The following is a 19,896-nucleotide window of genomic DNA, read 5'->3' as shown; positions in this document are numbered from 1 at the left end:
ACTAATTGTGGTGCAATTTTAGACCATCGTGACTAAAGTGACTTCAGATACTTTCTTCGCCCCCATCTTTATCAGCCAGCTTAACCCCTGCTAGGAGAACGCCACCATGTCTTTGTCCCGCCGCTCCCTCATCAAAGCCGGCGCCCTCGCGCTCACGGCCGGTGCCATCGGCAGCCACGCCCCCGCCGCGCTCGCCGTGGGTCCTGCCTTGGGCACCATCGTTGACTTCTCCGGCGGCGTCCCTTCCGCCCGCGCCATCAAAGCGGCAGGCCACCTTGGCGCCATCCGCTATGTTTCCCAGCGCCGTCCGGGCGCAGAGTGGATGAAGGGCAAGCCCGTCACCCTAGCAGAGACGAAGGCCAACGCCGCAGCGGGCCTGAAGACCGCCTCCATCTACCAGTTCGGCCGCGCCGACAACGCCGACTGGCTCAACGGTGCCGCGGGCGCTGCTATCCACGCGCCGCAGGCCATCGCCATTCACAAGGCCGCGGGCGGGCCGACGGGCCGCCCCATCTACATTGCCATCGATGACAACCCCACCCGCGCCCAGTATGAAAACCAGATCCGCCCCTACCTCAAGGCCTTCTCGACAGCGCTGAGCGCGGCCGGCTACCAGACCGGCGTATACGGCAATTACAACGTCATCGATTGGTGCGTTGCCGACCGAATCGGCCAGTTCTACTGGATGCACGATTGGGGTTCGGGCGGCAAGATCCACCCGCGCACCACCATCCACCAGAAAGCCAAGAACCAGGCCACCATCGACGGCGTGACCTGCGATATCAACACCGTCTACGCGAATGATTGGGGCCAGTGGACCCCAGGCAACGGCGGGGTTAACCCACCGAAGGCCCAGGACAACCCAGCGGCGCCGAATAACATCCCGCTGCCCAACATCTCTCTGCCGGATCCCACCGGGCGCGGCTCCAGCATGAACGGTGATGGCATCACCATCGCCGGTTCCTCCATCAGCACTGACCAGATGCGTGGTGCGGTGGATATCCTCAACACCGTGCGCAAGTCCATGGGCTAAACGCCTTTCTGCAGCGCGGTCCCCTACCTCGCCGCAGTCGTCTTCGAAGCCGAAGCCTTAGAACGCGAAGCCGGCGAGGACGCAGTGGAGGACGGCTCCGCAGATGAGGACGCTGCTGCTGGCGACGCCGCCGTGGACGTTGTGGAGGTCGCACTGGTGGTAGCGGTGGACGTCGCCAAGCGCGTGGCAACAGCACTGGGGTTGGCCAGCGCCTCCTTGTTCAGGTTGTTGCCCTTCACCAGGTTCTTTCCGGTAATCTCCTTGCGCACGTAGGACGTGAGCTCCTCGGCGGAGCCTTCGATGGACGCAGCCACAACGAAGTCCTCCCCGAAAGACACCGAGGAGTGCCGGTCCTTGCTGTCCGACCATCCCCATTTGGAGCCCACGACGTCGCTCAATTTCGCGGTTCCATAGTCTTGCTGGTACCCGTCGGCCGAGACGGCATCGGCATGGGACATCGCCACCAGCACCGGATGGGTCGGATCATCTTCCATGAGCTGGACAATGAACCGCACCACGTCATAGGTAGAAGTCATGGAATGGCCCCAGTCCTCCCCCGCGGACGTAGACTTCAGCCCGTATTCCTTGGCTATTGAATCGATGGACCGCGGGTATTTCTCAAAGAGCTTCCCGGCGCTCTCATCGGAGGAATCAGAAATCATATCCAGTGCTACGTATTTATCCTCGAAGGACCCGCGTTCCAGTACGTAGGTTGCGATGTAGAGCTTGATCAGGCTCAGCGCATAGCGCGGCTGGTGTTCGGTGGCCGAGCCCATGTGCATGCCCGTCTCAATGCGGTAATACGTGATGGCCTTGGACTCATCGCCTTTGAGGAACTGACCTACCGAGTCCGGGACAGCTGCCAGCTGCAGCTGTCCTTTCCTATGCGTGATGGGACCAGGCTTGCTTGCGCTGGTCTGCGCTGAACCGCCAGCCGTGGAGTCTTCTTCATACGCTGGTGAGCATGCAGTGAGACTCGCTGCTCCGAGCACGCACGCCAGAAGGGCGGCACCAGCTCGCGCTGACACCGCCCTGTGAGAAGGCTGAGAGTAAAACACAGAACCTGAGTCTACTCTCTACCGTCCGAAACGTAGCGTTTTAGGTGTTTTAGTGGTCCACCGGAGCCTCAACACCCACACCAGTCAGGGAACGAACCTCCATCTCTGCGGACAGCTCTTCCAGGTTATCCGGCGGGGTCATGATGGAGACGATCCAGCCTGCGAAGAAGGCCAGCGGGATGGTCACCAGGCCCGGGGAGGACAGCGGGAAGATGGACCAATCAGCGTTCGGGAACATCGAGGTCGGGGTACCAGATACCGCCGGGGACAGGAAGATGAGCACCAGGCAGGAGATAACACCGGTGTACATCGATGCCACGGCACCCGCGGTGTTGAATCGACGCCAGTACAAGGAGTACAGGATGGTCGGCAGGTTGGCCGATGCCGCCACCGCAAAGGCCAGGGAGACCAGGAAGGCCACGTTCTGGGTCATGGCCAGAATGCCCAGAATGATGGCGACGATGCCCAGGACAACCACGGTGATCTGGGAGACCCGGACCTGCTCAGCCTCGGTGGACTCGCCGTTGCGGATAACGGAGTGGTAGATGTCGTGCGCGATGGAGGCCGATGCAGTAATGGCGAGGCCAGCGACGACAGCCAGAACGGTAGCGAAGGCCACCGCAGAAATGACCGCCATGAAGATGGAGCCACCGATTTCCAGGGCCAGCAGCGGTGCCGCGGAGTTTGCACCACCCGGTGCGGCGAGGATGCGGTCCGGGCCAACCAGGGCGGCAGCGCCGTAGCCCAGAACCAGAGTCATGAGGTAGAAGGCACCGATGATGACGATGGCCCAGGTAACGGAGCGGCGAGCCTCGGTCGCGGTCGGCACCGTGTAGAAGCGCATGAGAACGTGCGGCAGGCCACCAACACCGAGAACGAGGGCGATGCCCAAGGAGATGAAGTCGAGTTTGGTGGTGAGGTTCTTGCCGTACTTCAGGCCCGGCTCCATGATCTGGGAGGCTTCATAGCCGCCCTCCTTGATGGCTTCGGAATTAGCGTGCATATCAATCGCCTGGGTAAAGAGTGCGCTGAAGCCCCCCTTCAACAAGACAAAGGTGAGGATGCACATGATGACCACGCCGGTTACCAGGAGCACGGCCTTGATCATCTGCACGTAGGTCGTACCCTTCATGCCGCCAACAAGAACGTAAACGATCATGAGGATGCCCACGATGCCGACGACGACGGCCTGCCACTTGAAATCGTGAATATTCAGGAGCACGGCCACGAGGGAACCTGCGCCGGCCATCTGCGCGATGAGGTAGAACAGCGACACGAACAGGGTCGAAATCGCAGCTGCCACGCGCACCGGGCGCTGCTTAAGGCGGAAGGACAACACGTCCGCCATGGTGAAGCGGCCAACGTTGCGCATCGGCTCCGCGACGAGCATCAGCGCAACGAGCCAGGCGACGAAGAAGCCGACCGAGTAGAGGAAGCCGTCGTAGCCGTTGAGCGCAACGGCGCCGACGATGCCCAGGAAGGACGCGGCGGACAGATAGTCGCCAGAGATAGCAAGGCCGTTTTGCCGGCCGGAGAAGCTACCACCGCCGGTGTAAAAGTCAGAGGCTTCCTTCGTGGACTTGCCGGCGCGAAGCACCACGTACATGGTGACGACAAGGAAGGCGGCGAAGACTGAGATATTCAGAATCGGGTTGCCGGCGGAGGATTCCGCTGCGGCCAAGGTTATGGTCTGCATTGTTTAGCCCTCCAGTTCCTGGCGAATGGCCGCTGCTTGCGGCTCGATGTTCTTGTTGGCGTAGTTGACGTAGATGTACGTGATGATGAAGGTTGTCAGGAACTGGGCTAGGCCGAAGACAAGGCCAATGTTCCAACCGCCACCAAGTTCTATGGCCATGAAGCTGGGGGCAAAGACCGCAGCCAGCACATAGAGGACGTACCACACAAAGAACGCCACAGTCATGGGGAAGGTGAATTTGCGGTACGCGCTGCGCAGCTTGGCAAACTGCGGGCTGTCACGCATCTCGATGAACTCTTGCGGCGTAGGTTCGCGGCGCGAGTTAATCGAAGCAGGTGCGTCAGTCATGTCGCTCTCCTTACAAGGGGTCTTTTCTCCACAAACCGCGGTGAGAGACAAGAGGTAGTGTCTTCAATCACGTTTTGCCTTGCACAGTAAGTTACCTAACCGCTCTTGCAAGGTTGTAAATCCTGCCAAGAAAAGTTAATAACATACACTTTCGCTACCCCCTACCCTTGCAACTACAAGGGATTTCTATCTCGCTGCTAGCACCCCCACAGGAGATTCCAAAGGAAGAATCTAATTTAGCAAACCGAAACTTCACAGAGTCTTTCACAGATCTTCACTCCCCCACCCCTCACGATTCCCACTTCCCTGGGTACGCAACAAAGCCCGCCTTCAGCGTCCTCCCCTCTCCCCTAACGATGTAGAAAGAAAGAGCAAGGCGCTGAAGGCGGGCTCCACCGCTCGCGGGCGTTTGGTTACGCCCCACGTGTTTCGGCTTAGGCGCCAGGGAACTCTCGCGGGTCCTTGAACATACGGCCAAAGCCTTCCTGGCCATCAAGCGCATCAAGAGCCGCTACGTCTTCGGAAGTAAGCTCAACCTCTGCGGCAGCGAAGTTTTCTGCAAGGCGCTCCCGGCGGCTGGACTTCGGGATAACAGAAATCCCCTTGCTCAGCAGGTACGCCAACACCGCCTGTCCGGCAGTGATGCCATGCTTTTCGGCGACGGACTCAACCACCGGGTTGTTGAGCACAACGCCGCGCGCCAACGGCGACCAAGCCTCCGTCACGATGCCGTGCTTGGCATGGAATTCGCGCAGCTCCGGCTGAGTGAAGCCCGGGTGCAGCTCCACCTGGTTGAGAACCGGGACGATACCGGTCTCATCAATCAGGGTTTGCAAGGTTTCCTCATAGAAGTTGGCCACGCCAATCGACGCAATCTGACCCATGCCCTGCATGCGGGCAATCTCCTCGAACGTCTCCACATAGAGCCCACCCTGCGGCCACGGCCAGTGGATGAGGTAGAGGTCAAGGTAGTCCAGCTGCAGTTTGTCCAAGGATTCACGGAAGGCTTGGCCTACCTTGTCCTTACCGTGATGGTCGTGCCAGACCTTGCTGGTGATAAACAGCTCATCCCGGGTTACGTCACCGGCCTTCATGGCCTCATTCAGTGCCTGCCCAAGTTCTTCTTCATTCTCGTACAGAGTCGCAGTATCGAAGTGGCGGTAGCCCAGATCGATGGCTTCACGCACGGAGCGGATGAGATCCTCTCCGCGCAGCTTGTAGGTTCCGAGACCCATCAGCGGCATCTCGCGGTCATCATTGAACGTGGTTTGTGGGACACTCATGTCCCCCATTGTGCCGCACTTTAACTCCCTGTGGGGGCGAAGCATAGCTCCTCAGCGCTTTAATCCGAACCTACGCACGCGAAACGCCCTGCTCGGCCGTGCAGTAGCGCACGGCCGGGCAGGGCGTCATTGAGGGAAACAGAAAGGGCTAAGCCCTTTCCTTGCCCTTTCCTTTAGGCGCGAATGAGATCGATGACGAAGGTCAGCGTGCGACCCGACAGCGGGTGTGCGCCACCGGCCGGGCCGTAGGCCTTCTCCGGCGGGATGACCAGCTTGCGGCGGCCGCCCACCTTCATACCCGGGATTCCTTCCTGCCAGCCGGCGATGAGGCCAGTCAGCGGGAACTCGATGGACTGGCCACGACCCCATGAAGAGTCGAACTCCTGGTTCGTCTCGTAGTCAACACCAACGTAGTGGACCTCAACGAAGCCGCCCGGCTGGGCTTCGGCACCGTCACCCACCACGATGTCTTCGATGACAAGGTCCTGGGGAGCAGGCTCCGTTGCCGGCTCAATTACGGGCTTTTCCATTGGGGATTATCCTCCTTGGATTACTTTCTTCTTTGCTGGCCGCATACGCGTGGGCCGAGCCACAACGTTCCCCAGTATAAGCGGAGATGAGAGGCTCGGCCCTAGAAACCCAGCGTATGGGCTATACGTCAAGCCACGGCGGCCTGTTAAAGACCACCGTTCAGGCTACCGTTTAGCGCTCGCTACGCGGGGTGACCTTACGCAGGGTCTCGCCGGTGTAGATCTGGCGCGGACGGTTGATCTTGGTGTTGAGCTCAAGCTGCTCGCGGTACTGAGCAATCCAGCCCGGCAGGCGGCCGATGGCAAAGAGGACGGTGAAGAAGTCCGTCGGGAAGCCCATGGCGCGGTAGATCAGGCCGGTGTAGAAGTCGACGTTCGGGTAGAGCTTGCGGGAGACGAAGTAGTCGTCGTTCAGCGCAATCTCCTCAAGCTTCATAGCCAGGTCCAGCATCGGATCGCCACCGAGGTGATCGATGATCTCGTGAGCGGTGTCCTTGACGATGGCCGCGCGCGGGTCGTAGTTCTTGTACACGCGGTGGCCGAAGCCCATGAGGCGAACGCCCTTTTCCTTGTTCTTCACGCGGTTCATGAAGTCGGTTGCGTCACCACCGTGGTTGTTCTGGATATCCTCGAGCATCTCCAGAACAGCCTGGTTAGCACCACCGTGCAGCGGGCCGGACAGGGCGTTGATACCACCGGCGATAGCAACGAACAGGTTGGCCTGAGCGGAGCCGATCATGCGGACGGTGGAGGTGGAGCAGTTCTGCTCGTGGTCAGCGTGCAGGATAAGGAGCTTATCCAGAGCCTTGGCCACGATCGGGTCGACCTCATAATCTTCAGTCGGGTAACCAAACATCATGCGCAGGAAGTTCTCGCGCGCGTTGAGCTTGTTATCCGGGTACATGTAGGGCTTACCCTGCGATGCGCGGTAAGCATAAGCGGCCAACATCGGCACCTTAGCCAGCAGGCGGACGGTTGCCTTATCCAGCTGCTCCTCATCCAGCGGGTTGAGCTGGTCCTGGTAGTAGGCGGAAAGAACGTTGAGGGAGGAGGCTAGAACAGCCATCGGGTGCGCGTTGCGCGGGAAGATGTTGAAGGCTGCCTTGAAGTCCTCATCCAACAGGGTGTGGTGACGGATCTCGTTGTTGAACTTGGACAGCTCATCCTCGGTGGGCAGGTGGCCCTTGATCAACAGGTAAGACACCTCGTTGAAGGTGGCGTTCTCAGCCAAGTCCGCGATGTCGTAGCCGCGGTGGCGGAGGATGCCTTCCTCACCATTAATAAAGGTGATCTTGGATTCGGTAGAGCCGGTAGACGCATAGCCCGGGTCAAAGGTGACTAGGCCGGTCTCGTTACGGAGCTTGCCAATATCGAAGCCGGAGTCACCCTCCGTGGACTGCTTAATGTCCATCTCGTACTCGCCGCCGGGGTACTGCAGTACAACCTTGTTCTTTTCAGAAGCCACGTATATTCCTTTCCTCAATGTTCAACGCCGACCGCAGCCGGCGCGACAGATCTAAACCTCTTCACACTCTAGCAAAACCTGTGACTCTGCCAACATTGGCAATCCTGGCAAAGTATCTAATGCGCGAACGAAATTAGGCTACACTGCCCACATGAGCAACTCAGAACTCGTCCTGCCAGCAGATCTCCTCCCCACCGACGGCCGCTTTGGCTGCGGGCCCTCGAAGGTCCGCCCCTCCCAAATTGAGGCAATCACCGCGGGTGCCAGCACCATCATTGGCACCTCGCACCGCAAGCCAGCCGTCAAGAACCTCGTCGGTTCCATCCGCGAAGGGCTTTCCGAGTTGTTTTCCCTGCCAGAAGGCTATGAAATTGTCCTCTCCCTTGGCGGTGCCACCGCGTTTTGGGACGCGGCGACCTTCGGCCTGATTGAGAAGAAATCCGCCCACCTCAGCTTCGGCGAATTCTCCTCTAAGTTTGCTAAAGCCGCAGCCGCCGCCCCCTGGCTCGACGCCCCGCTCGTCACCGAAGCCGAGGTCGGCACCGCACCTGATCCGAAGGCAGCTGATGCCGAAGGCGCCGACATCATCGCGTGGGCCCACAACGAAACTTCGACTGGAGCCATGGTTCCGGTGACCCGCCCCAACCCCGAAAACGCGGAGCAGCTCGTCGTCGTCGACGCCACGTCCGGCGCCGGCGGCCTGCCCGTGAATATGTCGGATGCCGACGTCTACTACTTCTCCCCGCAGAAGTGCTTCGCTTCCGACGGCGGCCTGTGGCTGGCGGCCATGTCCCCGGCAGCCCTCGAGCGCATCGAGAAGATTAACTCCTCCGATCGCTTCATCCCACCCTTCCTCAACCTGCAGACCGCCGTGGACAACTCCCGCAAGAACCAGACCTACAACACCCCAGCTGTGGCCACGCTGCTCATGCTGGAGAATCAGGTGCAGTGGATGAACGCCAACGGCGGCCTCGACGGCATGGTCAAGCGCACCACGGAGAACTCCTCCATCCTGTACAACTGGGCAGAGTCCCGCCCGGAGACCACCCCCTTCGTGGCCGAGCCTGCCGCACGTTCCCTCGTGGTGGGCACCATCGACTTCGAGGACTCCGTCGACGCAGCTGCGGTTGCCGCGACGCTGCGCGCCAACGGCATTCTCGACGTCGAGCCTTACCGCAAGCTGGGCCGCAACCAGCTGCGAGTGGGCTTGTTCCCGGCGATCGACTCCGCGGACGTCACCAAGCTCACCAAGGCTATCGATTACGTTTTGGACAACCGATAGCCTTCGCCCGCCACTCCTTGCACCACGCAACAACTTTGTTTGCACCTATTTGTTGAGTCATACAACATGCCCCGCGCTCTTGCCAGAGTTCGGGGCATGTTCTGGGTAAAGTGGATTTCATCACATGTCCGCTACCAGGCTAAGGAGCGCCATCATGCGCGAGATTTTCCTCGCACCCAGCGACTCAACTGACACCTCGCTCGTCCTCCGGGCCGAGGATGGTGAGGAGTTCTTCCTCGAGGTCACCGACGAGCTTCGCGAGCTTTTCGCTCCCGCCGACTCCGCCGACTCCGACTCCGCGAAAGAGGCATCCGACCACACCACGCACGAGGCCGGGAACGCCACCGACGATTCCTCCCCCACTTCTGCACAGGCTTCGCGCTCTGCTGGTTTGCACACCGTGATGCCATCTTCTGGTGGCTCCCCTTCCTCTCCGCAGACTCAGCACACGCAGCAGGCGCAAGAAATCCGCCTGCGCCCCAATGAGATTCAAGCCCGCATCCGCGCCGGTGCCAGCGCCGCTGAGATCGCCGAGGAGCTCGACGTTCCGGAATCCCGCATCGAGCCTTTTGCGCACCCGGTGCTTTTGGAGCGGGCGCGCATTGCGGACGTCGCCAAGCAGGCGCACCCCATCCGCGAGGATGGCCCGGCCAAGCTCACCCTGTGGGAGATCCTGGCCACCGCATTCGCCGCACGTGGGCACTCGCTGTCGGAGGCAACATGGGACGCCTACCGCCATCAAGGTGAACCGTGGATCCTGCGCATCACGTGGAAGACGGGGCTTTCCGCCAACGAAGCGGAGTGGACCTTCAAGCAGACGATGTCCTCCCCGGCCACGGTGGAGGCACGCAATTCCGTGGCCGCAGACCTGACGGACCCGGACTTCGTGCAGCCGGTGCGTTCGCTGACCTCCGTGGGCCGTGGCGAGCGCTATGACGAAGCCATCGATGGGTGTGACTACGCCGAGGGCCGAGAGGTCAACGAGGACGCGCGCGCTGGAGCCCCCGGCGTAACGGAACTGTCTTCCTACACCGGCAACGCAAATGAGAACACTGAGGCGGAGGCCGACGTCACTGCCGAGCCTTCCGTGCTTCCCTCCCCGCGCGGTGGGGAGCACCCCGCCGAAACCGGCGCCGATGAAAACGCAGATGCCCGCGACGAGGGCGCGGCGGCACAGCCGGAGGAGAAGGAATCGGGCGTAGACGAGGACTTCCTCCAGAACCCGGATCCGGAACCCAAGCCTGCCAAGCGCCGCCGCAAGGCCGTCACCCCGCACTGGGAGGATGTGCTGCTCGGCGTTCGTTCCTCTACCAAGCGCCCCCGCGATTAACGAGTAGCCTGCCGTGGATACCCAAAGCGCCGTTCTCACTCTCTGGTACGTCACCGCCGCCGATCCCGCCGAGGTTCTCCGCGGAGAGCCCAAGGCTGACCGCGGTTTCGGCCGCAAGTTTCTCGCTCAACTCAACCCCTCCCTACCGGTAACGCCTATCGGGCAGTTCCCCCTAAACCGTTCCGCCGAACCCGGCGCGAGCGAGTTCTACATCGGCGGCTACCCCGGTGTGGCCGTCGTGCAAACCATCATCCATGATGACCAGCTGATCCTCTCGCAGCTCTCCCGCACCCTGCGCGAGGCCGTGCCGGCAGAGGAGATTTACGCCTTCACCTCTAACCCAGAGACTGGCTATGCCGGCTTTGCGCACTGGACGGGCAGCCGCCTGCGGCGCTCCCTGTGTGGAACGCGCTTTAACCTCTACGAGGATCATGGCCTGCCCGAAACCTTTGAGGCCCCTTACTGGGCCGGGGAGATGGACGAGCCCGCAGGTGGGATTGCCCTGCCCTTCGAGCCGCTCACCATCACCCAGGCAGCCCAAGAGTTCTGGCTGGGCATCGAAGTGGGCGAAGATGGCCCAGACGTGGACGTCGTGGGCTATGCCACCGACGGCCGCCCCGAGCCCAAGGTCGATACTCCCCCACCGCGCCGCACCGTGGCTGAGGTGGCCACAACCTCAGTGGCGAAGCTGGGGCTCAACGATTATGACGACTATGAAGAGCACGACCTCGAGCCGGAATCCACCGGCGAAGAGATTGTCCGCACCGCCAAGCACCTCGGCGGACTCGTGCGCCGCTATGCGGTGTCGACGTCACGGAGCCTCTGGGAACGCTGGCGCTCGTAGAAGGCAATTGCCGCCGACGTCGCCACGTTGAGGGAATCCGTGCCCTCCGCCATGGGGATACGCGCCCTCACATCGGTGGCGCGCATGGCATGCTCGGTCAGGCCTGGGCCCTCCGCGCCAACCAGCAGCGCCACCTTCTCCGCCCCCTCCAGGGCGTCGGCGATATGCACGGCCTCCGGATGCGGGGTCAGCGACACCAGCCTGAAGCCTTGGTCGCGCAGCTTCTCCAGCCCGCGCTGCCAGGTGGTAAAGCCGCCATCGAACCGAGCCCAGGGCAAACGCAGCACGTGCCCCATGGAAACGCGCACCGAGCGCCGGTAGAGCGGATCCGCAGCTCCCGAGCCTAAGAGGATGCCATCAACATCCATGCCCGCGGCGTTGCGGAAGAGCGAGCCGATGTTCTCATGATCACCCACACCTTCCATGATGGCCAGGGTGCGAGCGCCCTCAATGACTTCATCCACGGTCCAGGCCTCTGCGCGGTCGGCTGCGGCAACCAGCCCGCGGTGCATGTCGAAACCTGTGACCTCCCCCAACGTTGCTCGAGTGACCTGATAGACGGGAATATCGCCAACATCGTGGTTCGCTAGGAAAGTGTCGAGCTTTCCTTCAAAGCCGATGATGCAGCGCACCGGGAATCGTGAGGCGAGCAGGCGCTCCACGCACAGTGGGCCCTCACCAAAGACGAAACCCTCGCCGGACTTGTCCGCGTGCTTGAGATCGCGGATATCGTCCAGGCGAGGGTCTGTGGGGTCATCGATGACAAAACGCATGGCCCCTAGTTTAGGCACAGGGCCGCGTGCTCACCCCAGGCGGGCTAAGCCAGCAGCGAGCTGATGGGCTCCATGGCGAAGTAGACCACGAAGAGGGCGGCCACGAGCCACATGATCCAGTGCACCTTCTTGGCTTTGCCGGCAAAGGTAGCCATCAGGGCATAAGCGATGAAGCCCACACCAATACCGTTAGCAATGGAGTAGGTAAAGGGCATGACCACGATGGTCAGGAAGGCCGGGATGGCCTCCTCCATGCGGTTCCACTCGATGTCCTTGAGCTGTGCCGCCATCATCACGCCCACGACGACGAGGACGGGGGCCGCTGCCTCAATGGGCACGATCTCGTAGAGCGGGGTGAGGAACATGGCCAGCAGGAAGATCACACCGGTCACTACGTTGGCCAGGCCGGTGCGGGCACCGTCACCGATGCCGGCCGCCGAATCCGCAAACACCGTGTTGGAGGAGACCGAACCGGCACCACCAGCAACGGCACCAAAGCCCTCAACCACCAGGGCGGTCTTCATCTCCGGAAGGTTGCCCTTCTCGTCCACGAGGTTAGCTTGCTTGCCCAGTCCGTTCATGGTGCCCATAGCATCGAAGAAGTTGGTGAGCAGCAGAGTAAAGATCAGCAGCACGGTGGAGACCACGCCCAGCTTCGTGAAGGCACCGATCGGATCAACCTGGCCCACAATCGACAAATCCGGCAGACCACCCAAAGAACTGGGCACCTCCGGGGTGGCCATGCCCCAGTCCTCGGAACCGGTCAGTGCCTGAATGATCATGGCGATGATGGTGGTAATGACGATGCCGATGAACAGTCCGCCGCGGACCTGGCGGATGACGAAGAAGGCGGAGAGAATCAGGCCCACGACAAAGACGAAGGCCGGCCACGTAGCGATCGAGCCGTTAACGCCCAGGCTCACCGGAACAGTGGTCATCGCGGCATCCGGCACGCGGGTAACAAAGTGACCATCCACGAAACCGATGAGCGCGATGAACATACCAATGCCCACGCCCATCGCTGCCTTCATGGAGGCCGGGATGGCATCGAAGACGGCCTGGCGGAAGCCAGAGATGGCCAGCAGGACGATGATGATGCCTTCGATGACCACGAGGCCCATCGCCTCGCGCCATTCCAGGCCGTTGAGGGAAACCATCGTCACGGCCACGAAGGTATTCATACCCAGGCCCGCGGCCATGGCGAATGGGTAGCGGGCGATCATGCCGAAGGCAATGGTCATGACGCCGGCCACCAGTGCGGTGGCGGCGGCGACCTGCGGGATGCCCAGGGTGGTTCCGGCAGAATCGGCGGAGGTACCCAGGATGAGAGGGTTGAGGAGGATGATGTAGGCCATCGCGAAGAACGAGACCACGCCGGCGCGGACCTCGGTTCCCACGGTGGATCCGCGTTCGGAAATCTTGAAATAGCGATCGATAGCTGCGTTCATCGTGAGAGAGCGCCCCTTCTATCTAGAGAAATGAAGTTTTACCTGCTAAGGGTGCTCCATCCAGGCACTAAAACGCAAACCCCGCACGCTGCGTCGTTGCTGCGTGCGGGGAGAAAGGCGAGCCTCTTAAAAGATCGGCTTCTCATCATCAAAGGGACGCTCCTGCTCCGATCCCTCCTCACGGATGGTCGTGCCGGAATGCGCACCGCACCCGTAGGTGGCGTGCACCACTTTCCCGTCCGCCGAGTATTCATTGGCACAGACGCCGTAATTAGGTATCAGCTCAAGATAGAAAGCACAGGTTTTGCACTGCAGCTGCGCCTGCGCTGCCATCTCCGAATTCGGCCCATACTTCTTGCGCCAGCGATCCTTAGCTTCCTTGAGGCCTGCCTCGGAAAGCTTCCCATCATCAAGCCTTTCATCACCGGGCGCGGGCGGCATGAGGTCGCCCGGGCCAAGGTCCCCTGGGCGCAGGCGCTCGGAATAGGGCACCCACTCGGGCGCTTGGAGGGCCTGGCCGCCGGGAACCAGCGCGACCTCGTTAACGGTCGGTGTGCGCGAGCCCTCCGCGCAGGCGACGACGGCATGCCACTCCCACCCCGGATAGCCCGGCACGTGGGCGTCGAAACGGTGAGTAGCCACGTTGCGGCCTACTCCGGCAACGCCGCGGTGCTTGCCGACGTCCCCCTCACCTACCTCTTCCACGGCCCGGCGCGCCAAGTCGACGGCGGTCGAATCGAGAAGCGGGGAATGCATCTTTTTCTTGCGAGTCACCCTCCCATTATTAATCACGCACCAAGCCATAGTGCACAATGACAGTCATGGCCCTCCCACACCTCACTCTCGCGTCTCGCGCACTAGCTGCAGTTCTCTCCGCCGGCGCTCTCCTCGCACCGCTCGCGTCGTGTTCCTCCCAGCCCGCAGGCGATCACGCGGTGTCGCCTGCCTCTTCGGCGTCATCTTCCTCGTCGATGGGGAGCGGTGGGACGTCGCCAAGCGCACGCTCCCCAGAACGCTTGGGCGTTACCGTCCTAGACACCGCACCCCTGCCGCCCGATACTTTTACCCAGGGGCTGGAGGTCGACCCCGATGGCAACCTGCTGATCGGCACCGGGCTCAACGGCAAGTCCCGCCTGCTGCGCCTCAGCCCGGGTGCAGAGGCCCCACAGGAAGAAACCTCGCTGGAAAGCTCATTCTTCGGAGAGGGAATCACGCAGACCGACGCCGGCATCTGGCAGCTGACCTGGAAATCCGGGACAGCTTTCCTGCGGGATTCCGCCACCTTTGAGGAACTGGACCGCGCTAGCTATGACGGCGAGGGATGGGGCCTGTGTAACGCGGGATCCGAACTCATCATGTCCGACGGCTCCGCCAAGCTGCGCCACCTCGATCCGAAGACCTTCGCAGAGCTCGCCCCGCGCACCGAAGTCACCCTCGACGGCTCCCCCGTGAATAACCTCAACGAGCTTGAGTGCGTCGATGGTGCGGTCTATGCCAACGTCTGGATGAGCGAGGATATCCTGCGCATCGACCCGGAATCCGGCGCTGTCACCGCCGTGATCGATACCGCAAACCTCAACCATTCCCCTTCTACGGATCCCAACGCCGTCCTCAACGGCATTGCCCGAATCCCGGGCACCGACGAGTTTTGGATCACCGGCAAGCTCTGGGATGAGCTGTACCGGGTGCGCTTCGAGTAGGATTCTCAGCCATGGCTACCGTGAAGCAAGCAAGGAAGAAGTCGCTGCTGCAGTTTCTGGCGCTCATTATCGCCGTGGCGGTCATCGTCGTGGCGGTGGTGCTGTTCCAAAAGTGGAGGAATGACCGCCCGGGCCCCGAGCCACAGGACGTCACCATCACGGCCACGGTGGGCTCCGACACCCTTGACGTTGCACCCTATAGCGTCTGCGAGCCTGGCACCGACTGCAAGGAAGGCGAGGTTCCCAACCTCACGGTGGGCCCCGATGACACCCTGAAGTTGGAGATCCCCGAGGCCATCTCTAACCACGAGTGGTCCGTGCTGTCCATCTATGATGACCCGGCCGCCAATGACAGCACCTCTCACGGCGCCAACGAGACCACCTCGCTGGACATCCCCGGCTCTGTGCCGCCGATTGAGGCCTCCACCGGTGAGCGCCCCAAGCTGATGGTGGTGGAGATTTCCACGCTCATGATTGGCCACGATGCCAATGGCGAGGAAACCCCGATGCAGACGGTGTGGTCCCTGTCCACCATGACGGATGAAGAACTCAAGGAGTCCAAGGCCACGGGCAACGCGCCAGCTGAGAAGTAGCGCCCCGCCCCACCGATCGACAAAGTGCCCCAGCTGCCAAACTTAGGGCTGATCATTGAAAAATCAGCCTAACTTTGTTATGTCCATAGGGTTTTTGGACATGGAGTCCGGTGTCTTTTTGGACACGGAATCCATGGAGGTCTTGGACACTTCTAGCGGTTTATGGTTGTTGCCTGCGTTTGGGCCGGGGTTTGGATAGTTTCGGGTTCATCCGTGGTGGTTGGCGGTGTTTCATTCCTTCAACGAGGTTGATGTTGATCTGGCCACCTGGTGGCCTGTGGCTCAACGTGATCGGCAGTGGCACGCTGAAGAGGAATTCACCGTCATGGGCCGTGTAGAACTCCGCAACGTTATCGGCTGTGACTGTGGAGTAGAGTCTGCGGTTTTTAAACCTCAGACCAATGTAGAGACCGAAGCCGCACACGCGTACAACGCCATCTTTGCTTACGCAGAGTTGGTCTGGGATGCCCCAATGGTTTGTTGATTGTGTCGTCAGCGCCGTTAGTGTTGGGGTATCGGTGGGAGGTATGCCTTGCAAAGCTGCCATGTCATCGGTGCAGGCCTCGTGTGAAGTTGCCGCTTCCGCGGGGCCGTTGAGCATTTCGGATACAGCTTGTGGATTGTGTGCTTGGTTATAGGCGACTATGCGGGCCCAGACCTGCTCGGGATCGAGTGGATGCTGAGGCGATGGTGCTTTGGGGAAGGTATCGAAAGCTTGGCGTGGGGTGATGTGCATTTTGCCGATAAGCAGTGATTGGTGCCGTCGTCGTTCGTTGTAGACCTGGCGATATTCAGCCAGATATGTGTTGACCTCAGCAAGGCTGACTGGGTGGCGTGCATCGAGGAACTGGGTCAACGTGCGGTGAGAGCGCTCGTCTTTTCCCTGGGTTGTCGGGGCGAAACCAGCAATAGCAAGAACACCTTGGCTGGCGAGCCAGGTTTCAGTAGCAGAGAGAAAGCCACGGTGGTAGGTGGCGAACGCATCGCCATTGTCGGAAAGGATTTCTTGAGGTTTGCCGTAGGCAGCGAACGCTGCGGCCAGTACGGCGCGTGCGTCAGTACCGTTTTCTGGCAGGGCGAACGCTGTGGTTCCGACATCGAATCTGCTGGCATCATCGATAATCTGGTAAATCGTGACATGTGTGTGGGCATGGTCAAAGAGGCGATAGACCAGTCCATCGATTTGCCAGAGTTCACCGACGCGATCACGGGCGAAGCGCTTATAGGAGCTGCGTGGCCGTTTGCGGGCATTGGCATCAACAAACCCCAGTTCATGCAGCCACGAGGCGATTGTAGAACGCGATGGGGTGTAATCTGCGCCTACAGTGTCGAACAAAAAGTAGTAGATCGACCAAGGCCCATAATCCAAGCCTTGCTCCATTAACTGTTGTCTGGCGTGGACGACTGCGATTTTATCGGCCTCGTCAAACTTCTTAATCGGATTCTTCGGGGCAGTCGAATCCGGCACAATACCTGCGCGCCCCTTCTGCGCTATCCGGTGTTTGATGTTGTGGTACGTCTGCCGCGAGATCCCTAATTCTTTGCAAAACTGTGTGACCGTCTTGCCGTCACGAACGGGATCGAAATCTGCGACCTTTCTACGCTTATGCAATGGAATAGCCATCCGGCTATTCCACCGCCGCAAACGTCCAAAAAGCCACTAGACATCCCGTCCAAAAACATCCTGGACTCCGTGTCCAAAAAGTCGCTAGACATCACAAAATCAGCCTAACTTTTGGCAACTAGGGCACTTTTTCAGTCATCGGCCTACGAATGTAGGCCGCCCCTTAGCTATCCAAGTCCTTGGCAATAGCGCGCAGAATCTCAGCCACCTGACGGCCGGTCTTGCGCTCTGGGTAGCGGCCCTGGCTCAGCACGGGCTGCACTTGGGTTTCGAGCAACGTCATGACGTCGGAAAGCATGCTCGACAGCTCCTCCGGCTTGCGGGCCGGGGTACGGCGGCGCGGGGAATCAAGGACCTTCACGCGCAGCGCCTGCGGGCCGCGGCGGCCAGCAGCGAAGTCGAACTCGATTCGCTGGCCTTGATACAGCTCGTCAACGCCCTTGGGCAGCACGTTGCGGCTAACGTAGACGTCTTCATCGCCGGGGTTGCTGACAAAGCCGAAGCCCTTGTCCGCGTCATACCACTTCACTTTGCCGATAGGCATGGTTCTTCACTCACTTTCTTTCCGTCTCTCCTCTTTAGAAAGCTTAGGCGCTGCCATGCACCAGGCCTATAGGCCGCAAGCATTCCGGGACGAGGAGGCGCGGCGTAATTAATACTGAAGCGGCCGCGCGGAGGAACTATCCGTGGAACTTATAAAGAGATACATCTTAACCTCCCCACGCTCCGCCAGAGAAACTTGCCCCAGAGTTCACCCCATCAACCACACCCATAACACGTGTGATGTAGCTAACATTCCCGCCGCGAACAGGGGAAACATAGATAAATTGGCATGATTGTTACCGTTTTGGAGCATTTAACGTGACTGTTTCGTTATAAACCGCTACTCTTTCCCACAGGCACTTCGGCCGCCGGCCGTGGAAGTCTCGCCCCAGACACAGTCCGGGCTTCCACTAGGCGGCCGCATATGATGTGCATGACTATGAACATCAACTGCAAGACATTATGCCGGACTGGGCATCATCTGGGCGCGAGAAAGCAAGAACAACCTAGAGAAGGAATACTTTAATGGGACGCCACTCCGCTAAGAACAAGTCCATCGCCACCAAGTTTGCCGCCTCCACCGTTGCCGTGGGCGCCGCCGCAGCCATCATGGCACCGAACGCTGCCGCTGCACCGGATTCCGATTGGGACCGCCTCGCACAGTGCGAGTCCGGCGGCAACTGGGCCATCAACACCGGCAACGGTTACCACGGCGGTCTGCAGTTCAACGCTCAGACCTGGCAGGCCTACGGCGGCGGTGAGTTCGCTCCAACCGCTAACCTGGCAACCCGCGAGCAGCAGATCGTTGTTGCTGAGCGCACCCTGGCACAGCAGGGTTGGGGCGCATGGCCGGCCTGCTCCGCAAGCCTGGGCCTGAACTCCGCCCCGACCCCGCGTGATGCAAGCGCAGCCGCAGCCCCGGCCGAGGAGAAGACCGCTCCGGAGGCTCCGGCTGACGCCCCGCAGGCCGTTCAGGAGGCCGCTGAGGAGCCCACCGATGAGCTGGCTTCCGACGCCCTCTACTCCCTCATCCAGGACACCGCCACCCAGTACGGCCTGACGATTCCGGCCTCCTTCACCGAGCAGTACAAGGCAAATCGCCACGACTTCAACACCTTCTACTCCGCCAACCGCCACGTCATCGACCCGCTGGCACAGGTTCTGGCTGCACGCTAAGCAGCGCGCAGCGCCGTGCAAGCACGGCACATCGAGGCAAAACTCTAACTACATAAAAAGAGACTGGATGGTGTCCTCCATCCAGTCTCTTTTGGTTTTGCTTAAACCTTTTCCTCAACGGCAACGTCTTCCTTAGCGCGCGACCTATCGAAGGCCAGCAACACTAGACCGACAACGATCCACAGCCCCAGTGCCCACCACGCATGGACGGCACCATTGCCATCAAAGAAGGACAGTGAACGGACCAAGTGGCCCGTCGCGCCGATGGGCATCCACTGCCCCAGCGTCGACCACCCGGCAGGAAGCAGCCATGGTCCCGTCGCCAGACCCGACAGCGGGTTCGCCAGGAAGATGGTCGCCACAGCACCGATTCCGATGCCCGCGGCCCCCATCACTCCCGCGAGGCCGGCGGTTACCGCAGAAGTCGCAAGGATACCCGCTGCGATGGCCATCCACTCGGCAGCGAAGCTGCCACCGAGGGTTCCATAAACCGAGTGCAGCATCCACGTAGCAATAAGCGCACCCACCAGCGCGATACCAACGAGCACTCCCATCTTGATCCACTTCTTACCACGGAATGCAAAGGTGGCAATGACAGCGGAAATAATGCCACCAAAAGCTAGCGGAAGGCCAAGCAATGCAATGCCGCTTGCCTGCGGGTCCTCCTTCGTCGTCGGTGCCAGCTCCCGCTTCTCCACGGTCATCCCCTGAGCCTCGAGCTGGCTCGCAAGACCGTCAACCATCGCAACGTAGGGAGCACCATTTCCCGCGGCCGTGAAAGCATTCGCGCCCTGAGGAGAGATAGCGAGGCCGCCAACAGCCTCACGCTGTAGCACCGCGTCTCGCACCTCCGCCTCGCCGTGCTTCACGACGATCTCCGGGGCCTCATCCCCAGCCGCGCTCTCAATCTTCTGCGAGATGCCATCGAGCATGGGCTCCGGTACAGAGACCGCAATCGGCACTCCGGCTGGCCCGGATGCAAAGGTGGGCGCCAAGAATGCCCACAGCATGAGACCGATAACGATGGGGATCCCCACGATGGCAGCTATCGATTTCACAGCAACCGATGGCTGCTTTCTTTCCCGACTTTTCACCGCTGACATTACATAGCCTCCAAACGGAACAGGATGTTTCACTTACAAAGTGGAGCATAGTGTTCCGTTTGATATG

At 60.7% G+C, this 19,896-nt stretch carries 19 protein-coding genes; 7 read left to right on the top strand and 12 right to left on the bottom strand.

Annotated features, from left to right (window positions below):
- Window positions 1–106 precede the first annotated feature (106 nt).
- Window positions 107–1,033 carry a DUF1906 domain-containing protein gene (locus R3O64_RS04020; protein WP_143335702.1) on the top strand — a complete coding sequence of 309 codons (927 nt, stop codon included), beginning with the start codon at window positions 107–109 and terminating at the stop codon, window positions 1,031–1,033.
- Between the two features lie 23 nt (window positions 1,034–1,056).
- Here the strand turns inward: R3O64_RS04020 and R3O64_RS04015 are convergent, their stop codons facing one another.
- The 6 genes from R3O64_RS04015 to R3O64_RS03990 all read right to left on the bottom strand — a co-directional run bounded on the left by R3O64_RS04015 (window position 1,057) and on the right by R3O64_RS03990 (window position 7,413).
- Entirely contained in the window at window positions 1,057–2,091 is a 1,035-nt protein-coding gene (locus R3O64_RS04015) for a hypothetical protein (protein ID WP_070683888.1), read from the bottom strand.
- Between the two features lie 49 nt (window positions 2,092–2,140).
- Window positions 2,141–3,787 (bottom strand): cation acetate symporter, encoded by a 1,647-nt coding sequence (locus R3O64_RS04010; RefSeq protein ID WP_339017330.1) that lies wholly within the window; start codon window positions 3,785–3,787, stop codon window positions 2,141–2,143.
- A gap of 3 nt (window positions 3,788–3,790) precedes the next feature.
- Window positions 3,791–4,135 (bottom strand): DUF485 domain-containing protein, encoded by a 345-nt coding sequence (locus R3O64_RS04005; RefSeq protein WP_070523091.1) that lies wholly within the window; start codon window positions 4,133–4,135, stop codon window positions 3,791–3,793.
- Window positions 4,136–4,569: 434 nt separating this feature from the next.
- A complete protein-coding gene (locus R3O64_RS04000; protein ID WP_070523088.1) occupies window positions 4,570–5,427 on the bottom strand; it encodes an aldo/keto reductase in 858 nt (285 codons plus the stop codon).
- 164 nt (window positions 5,428–5,591) lie between these two features.
- Window positions 5,592–5,948, bottom strand: a complete 357-nt coding sequence (locus R3O64_RS03995) for an FKBP-type peptidyl-prolyl cis-trans isomerase (protein WP_010187736.1) — start codon at window positions 5,946–5,948, stop codon at window positions 5,592–5,594.
- 172 nt (window positions 5,949–6,120) lie between these two features.
- Window positions 6,121–7,413 (bottom strand): citrate synthase, encoded by a 1,293-nt coding sequence (locus R3O64_RS03990; protein WP_339017329.1) that lies wholly within the window; start codon window positions 7,411–7,413, stop codon window positions 6,121–6,123.
- Window positions 7,414–7,564: 151 nt separating this feature from the next.
- Between R3O64_RS03990 and serC the strand changes: the two genes are divergently transcribed.
- The 3 genes from serC (at window position 7,565) to R3O64_RS03975 (ending at window position 10,869) form a co-directional block, all read left to right on the top strand.
- On the top strand, window positions 7,565–8,695 hold the full coding sequence (serC, locus tag R3O64_RS03985; RefSeq protein ID WP_070565690.1) for a phosphoserine transaminase: 1,131 nt from the start codon (window positions 7,565–7,567) through the stop codon (window positions 8,693–8,695).
- 154 nt (window positions 8,696–8,849) lie between these two features.
- A complete protein-coding gene (gene sepH, locus R3O64_RS03980; RefSeq protein WP_070523082.1) occupies window positions 8,850–10,025 on the top strand; it encodes a septation protein SepH in 1,176 nt (391 codons plus the stop codon).
- A 13-nt stretch (window positions 10,026–10,038) separates the two neighbouring features.
- Window positions 10,039–10,869: a DUF6928 family protein gene (locus tag R3O64_RS03975; protein ID WP_070523079.1), complete on the top strand. Its 831-nt coding sequence runs from the start codon at window positions 10,039–10,041 to the stop codon at window positions 10,867–10,869.
- Here R3O64_RS03975 and R3O64_RS03970 read toward each other — a convergent pair.
- The 3 genes from R3O64_RS03970 to R3O64_RS03960 form a co-directional block, all read right to left on the bottom strand.
- Entirely contained in the window at window positions 10,821–11,642 is an 822-nt protein-coding gene (locus R3O64_RS03970; RefSeq protein WP_070523069.1) for a TrmH family RNA methyltransferase, read from the bottom strand. The two genes, R3O64_RS03975 and R3O64_RS03970, sit on opposite strands and share 49 nt — an antisense overlap.
- Before the next feature lie 44 nt (window positions 11,643–11,686).
- On the bottom strand, window positions 11,687–13,090 hold the full coding sequence (locus R3O64_RS03965) for an NCS2 family permease (RefSeq protein WP_070708160.1): 1,404 nt from the start codon (window positions 13,088–13,090) through the stop codon (window positions 11,687–11,689).
- Between the two features lie 126 nt (window positions 13,091–13,216).
- Window positions 13,217–13,846, bottom strand: a complete 630-nt coding sequence (locus tag R3O64_RS03960; RefSeq protein WP_318272551.1) for a DUF3027 domain-containing protein — start codon at window positions 13,844–13,846, stop codon at window positions 13,217–13,219.
- 56 nt (window positions 13,847–13,902) lie between these two features.
- Between R3O64_RS03960 and R3O64_RS03955 the strand changes: the two genes are divergently transcribed.
- Complete coding sequence (locus R3O64_RS03955; protein WP_425248915.1) at window positions 13,903–14,790, top strand: glutaminyl-peptide cyclotransferase; 888 nt, start codon at window positions 13,903–13,905, stop codon at window positions 14,788–14,790.
- A gap of 11 nt (window positions 14,791–14,801) precedes the next feature.
- On the top strand, window positions 14,802–15,383 hold the full coding sequence (locus R3O64_RS03950; RefSeq protein ID WP_070565684.1) for a DUF2771 domain-containing protein: 582 nt from the start codon (window positions 14,802–14,804) through the stop codon (window positions 15,381–15,383).
- A 160-nt stretch (window positions 15,384–15,543) separates the two neighbouring features.
- On the opposite strand, the gene R3O64_RS03945 is transcribed toward R3O64_RS03950, so the two are convergent.
- Both R3O64_RS03945 and R3O64_RS03940 read right to left on the bottom strand, forming a co-directional pair.
- Entirely contained in the window at window positions 15,544–17,007 is a 1,464-nt protein-coding gene (locus tag R3O64_RS03945; RefSeq protein ID WP_339017327.1) for a DDE-type integrase/transposase/recombinase, read from the bottom strand.
- A 163-nt stretch (window positions 17,008–17,170) separates the two neighbouring features.
- Window positions 17,171–17,551 (bottom strand): cold-shock protein, encoded by a 381-nt coding sequence (locus tag R3O64_RS03940; RefSeq protein WP_070624533.1) that lies wholly within the window; start codon window positions 17,549–17,551, stop codon window positions 17,171–17,173.
- Between the two features lie 524 nt (window positions 17,552–18,075).
- On the opposite strand from R3O64_RS03940, the gene R3O64_RS03935 reads away from it, so the two are divergent.
- Entirely contained in the window at window positions 18,076–18,726 is a 651-nt protein-coding gene (locus tag R3O64_RS03935; protein ID WP_339017326.1) for a resuscitation-promoting factor Rpf1 domain-containing protein, read from the top strand.
- Between the two features lie 101 nt (window positions 18,727–18,827).
- Here R3O64_RS03935 and R3O64_RS03930 read toward each other — a convergent pair whose 3' ends face one another.
- Window positions 18,828–19,784 (bottom strand): ABC transporter permease, encoded by a 957-nt coding sequence (locus tag R3O64_RS03930; RefSeq protein WP_232748464.1) that lies wholly within the window; start codon window positions 19,782–19,784, stop codon window positions 18,828–18,830.
- Between the last annotated feature and the right edge of the window lie 112 nt (window positions 19,785–19,896).

It is taken from the genome of Corynebacterium hesseae (assembly GCF_037850265.1).
Classification (GTDB): Bacteria; Actinomycetota; Actinomycetes; order Mycobacteriales; family Mycobacteriaceae; genus Corynebacterium; species Corynebacterium hesseae.
The sequence above is the reverse complement of the archived record's forward strand: the minus strand, read 5'-3'. Positions and strand labels throughout refer to the sequence as shown.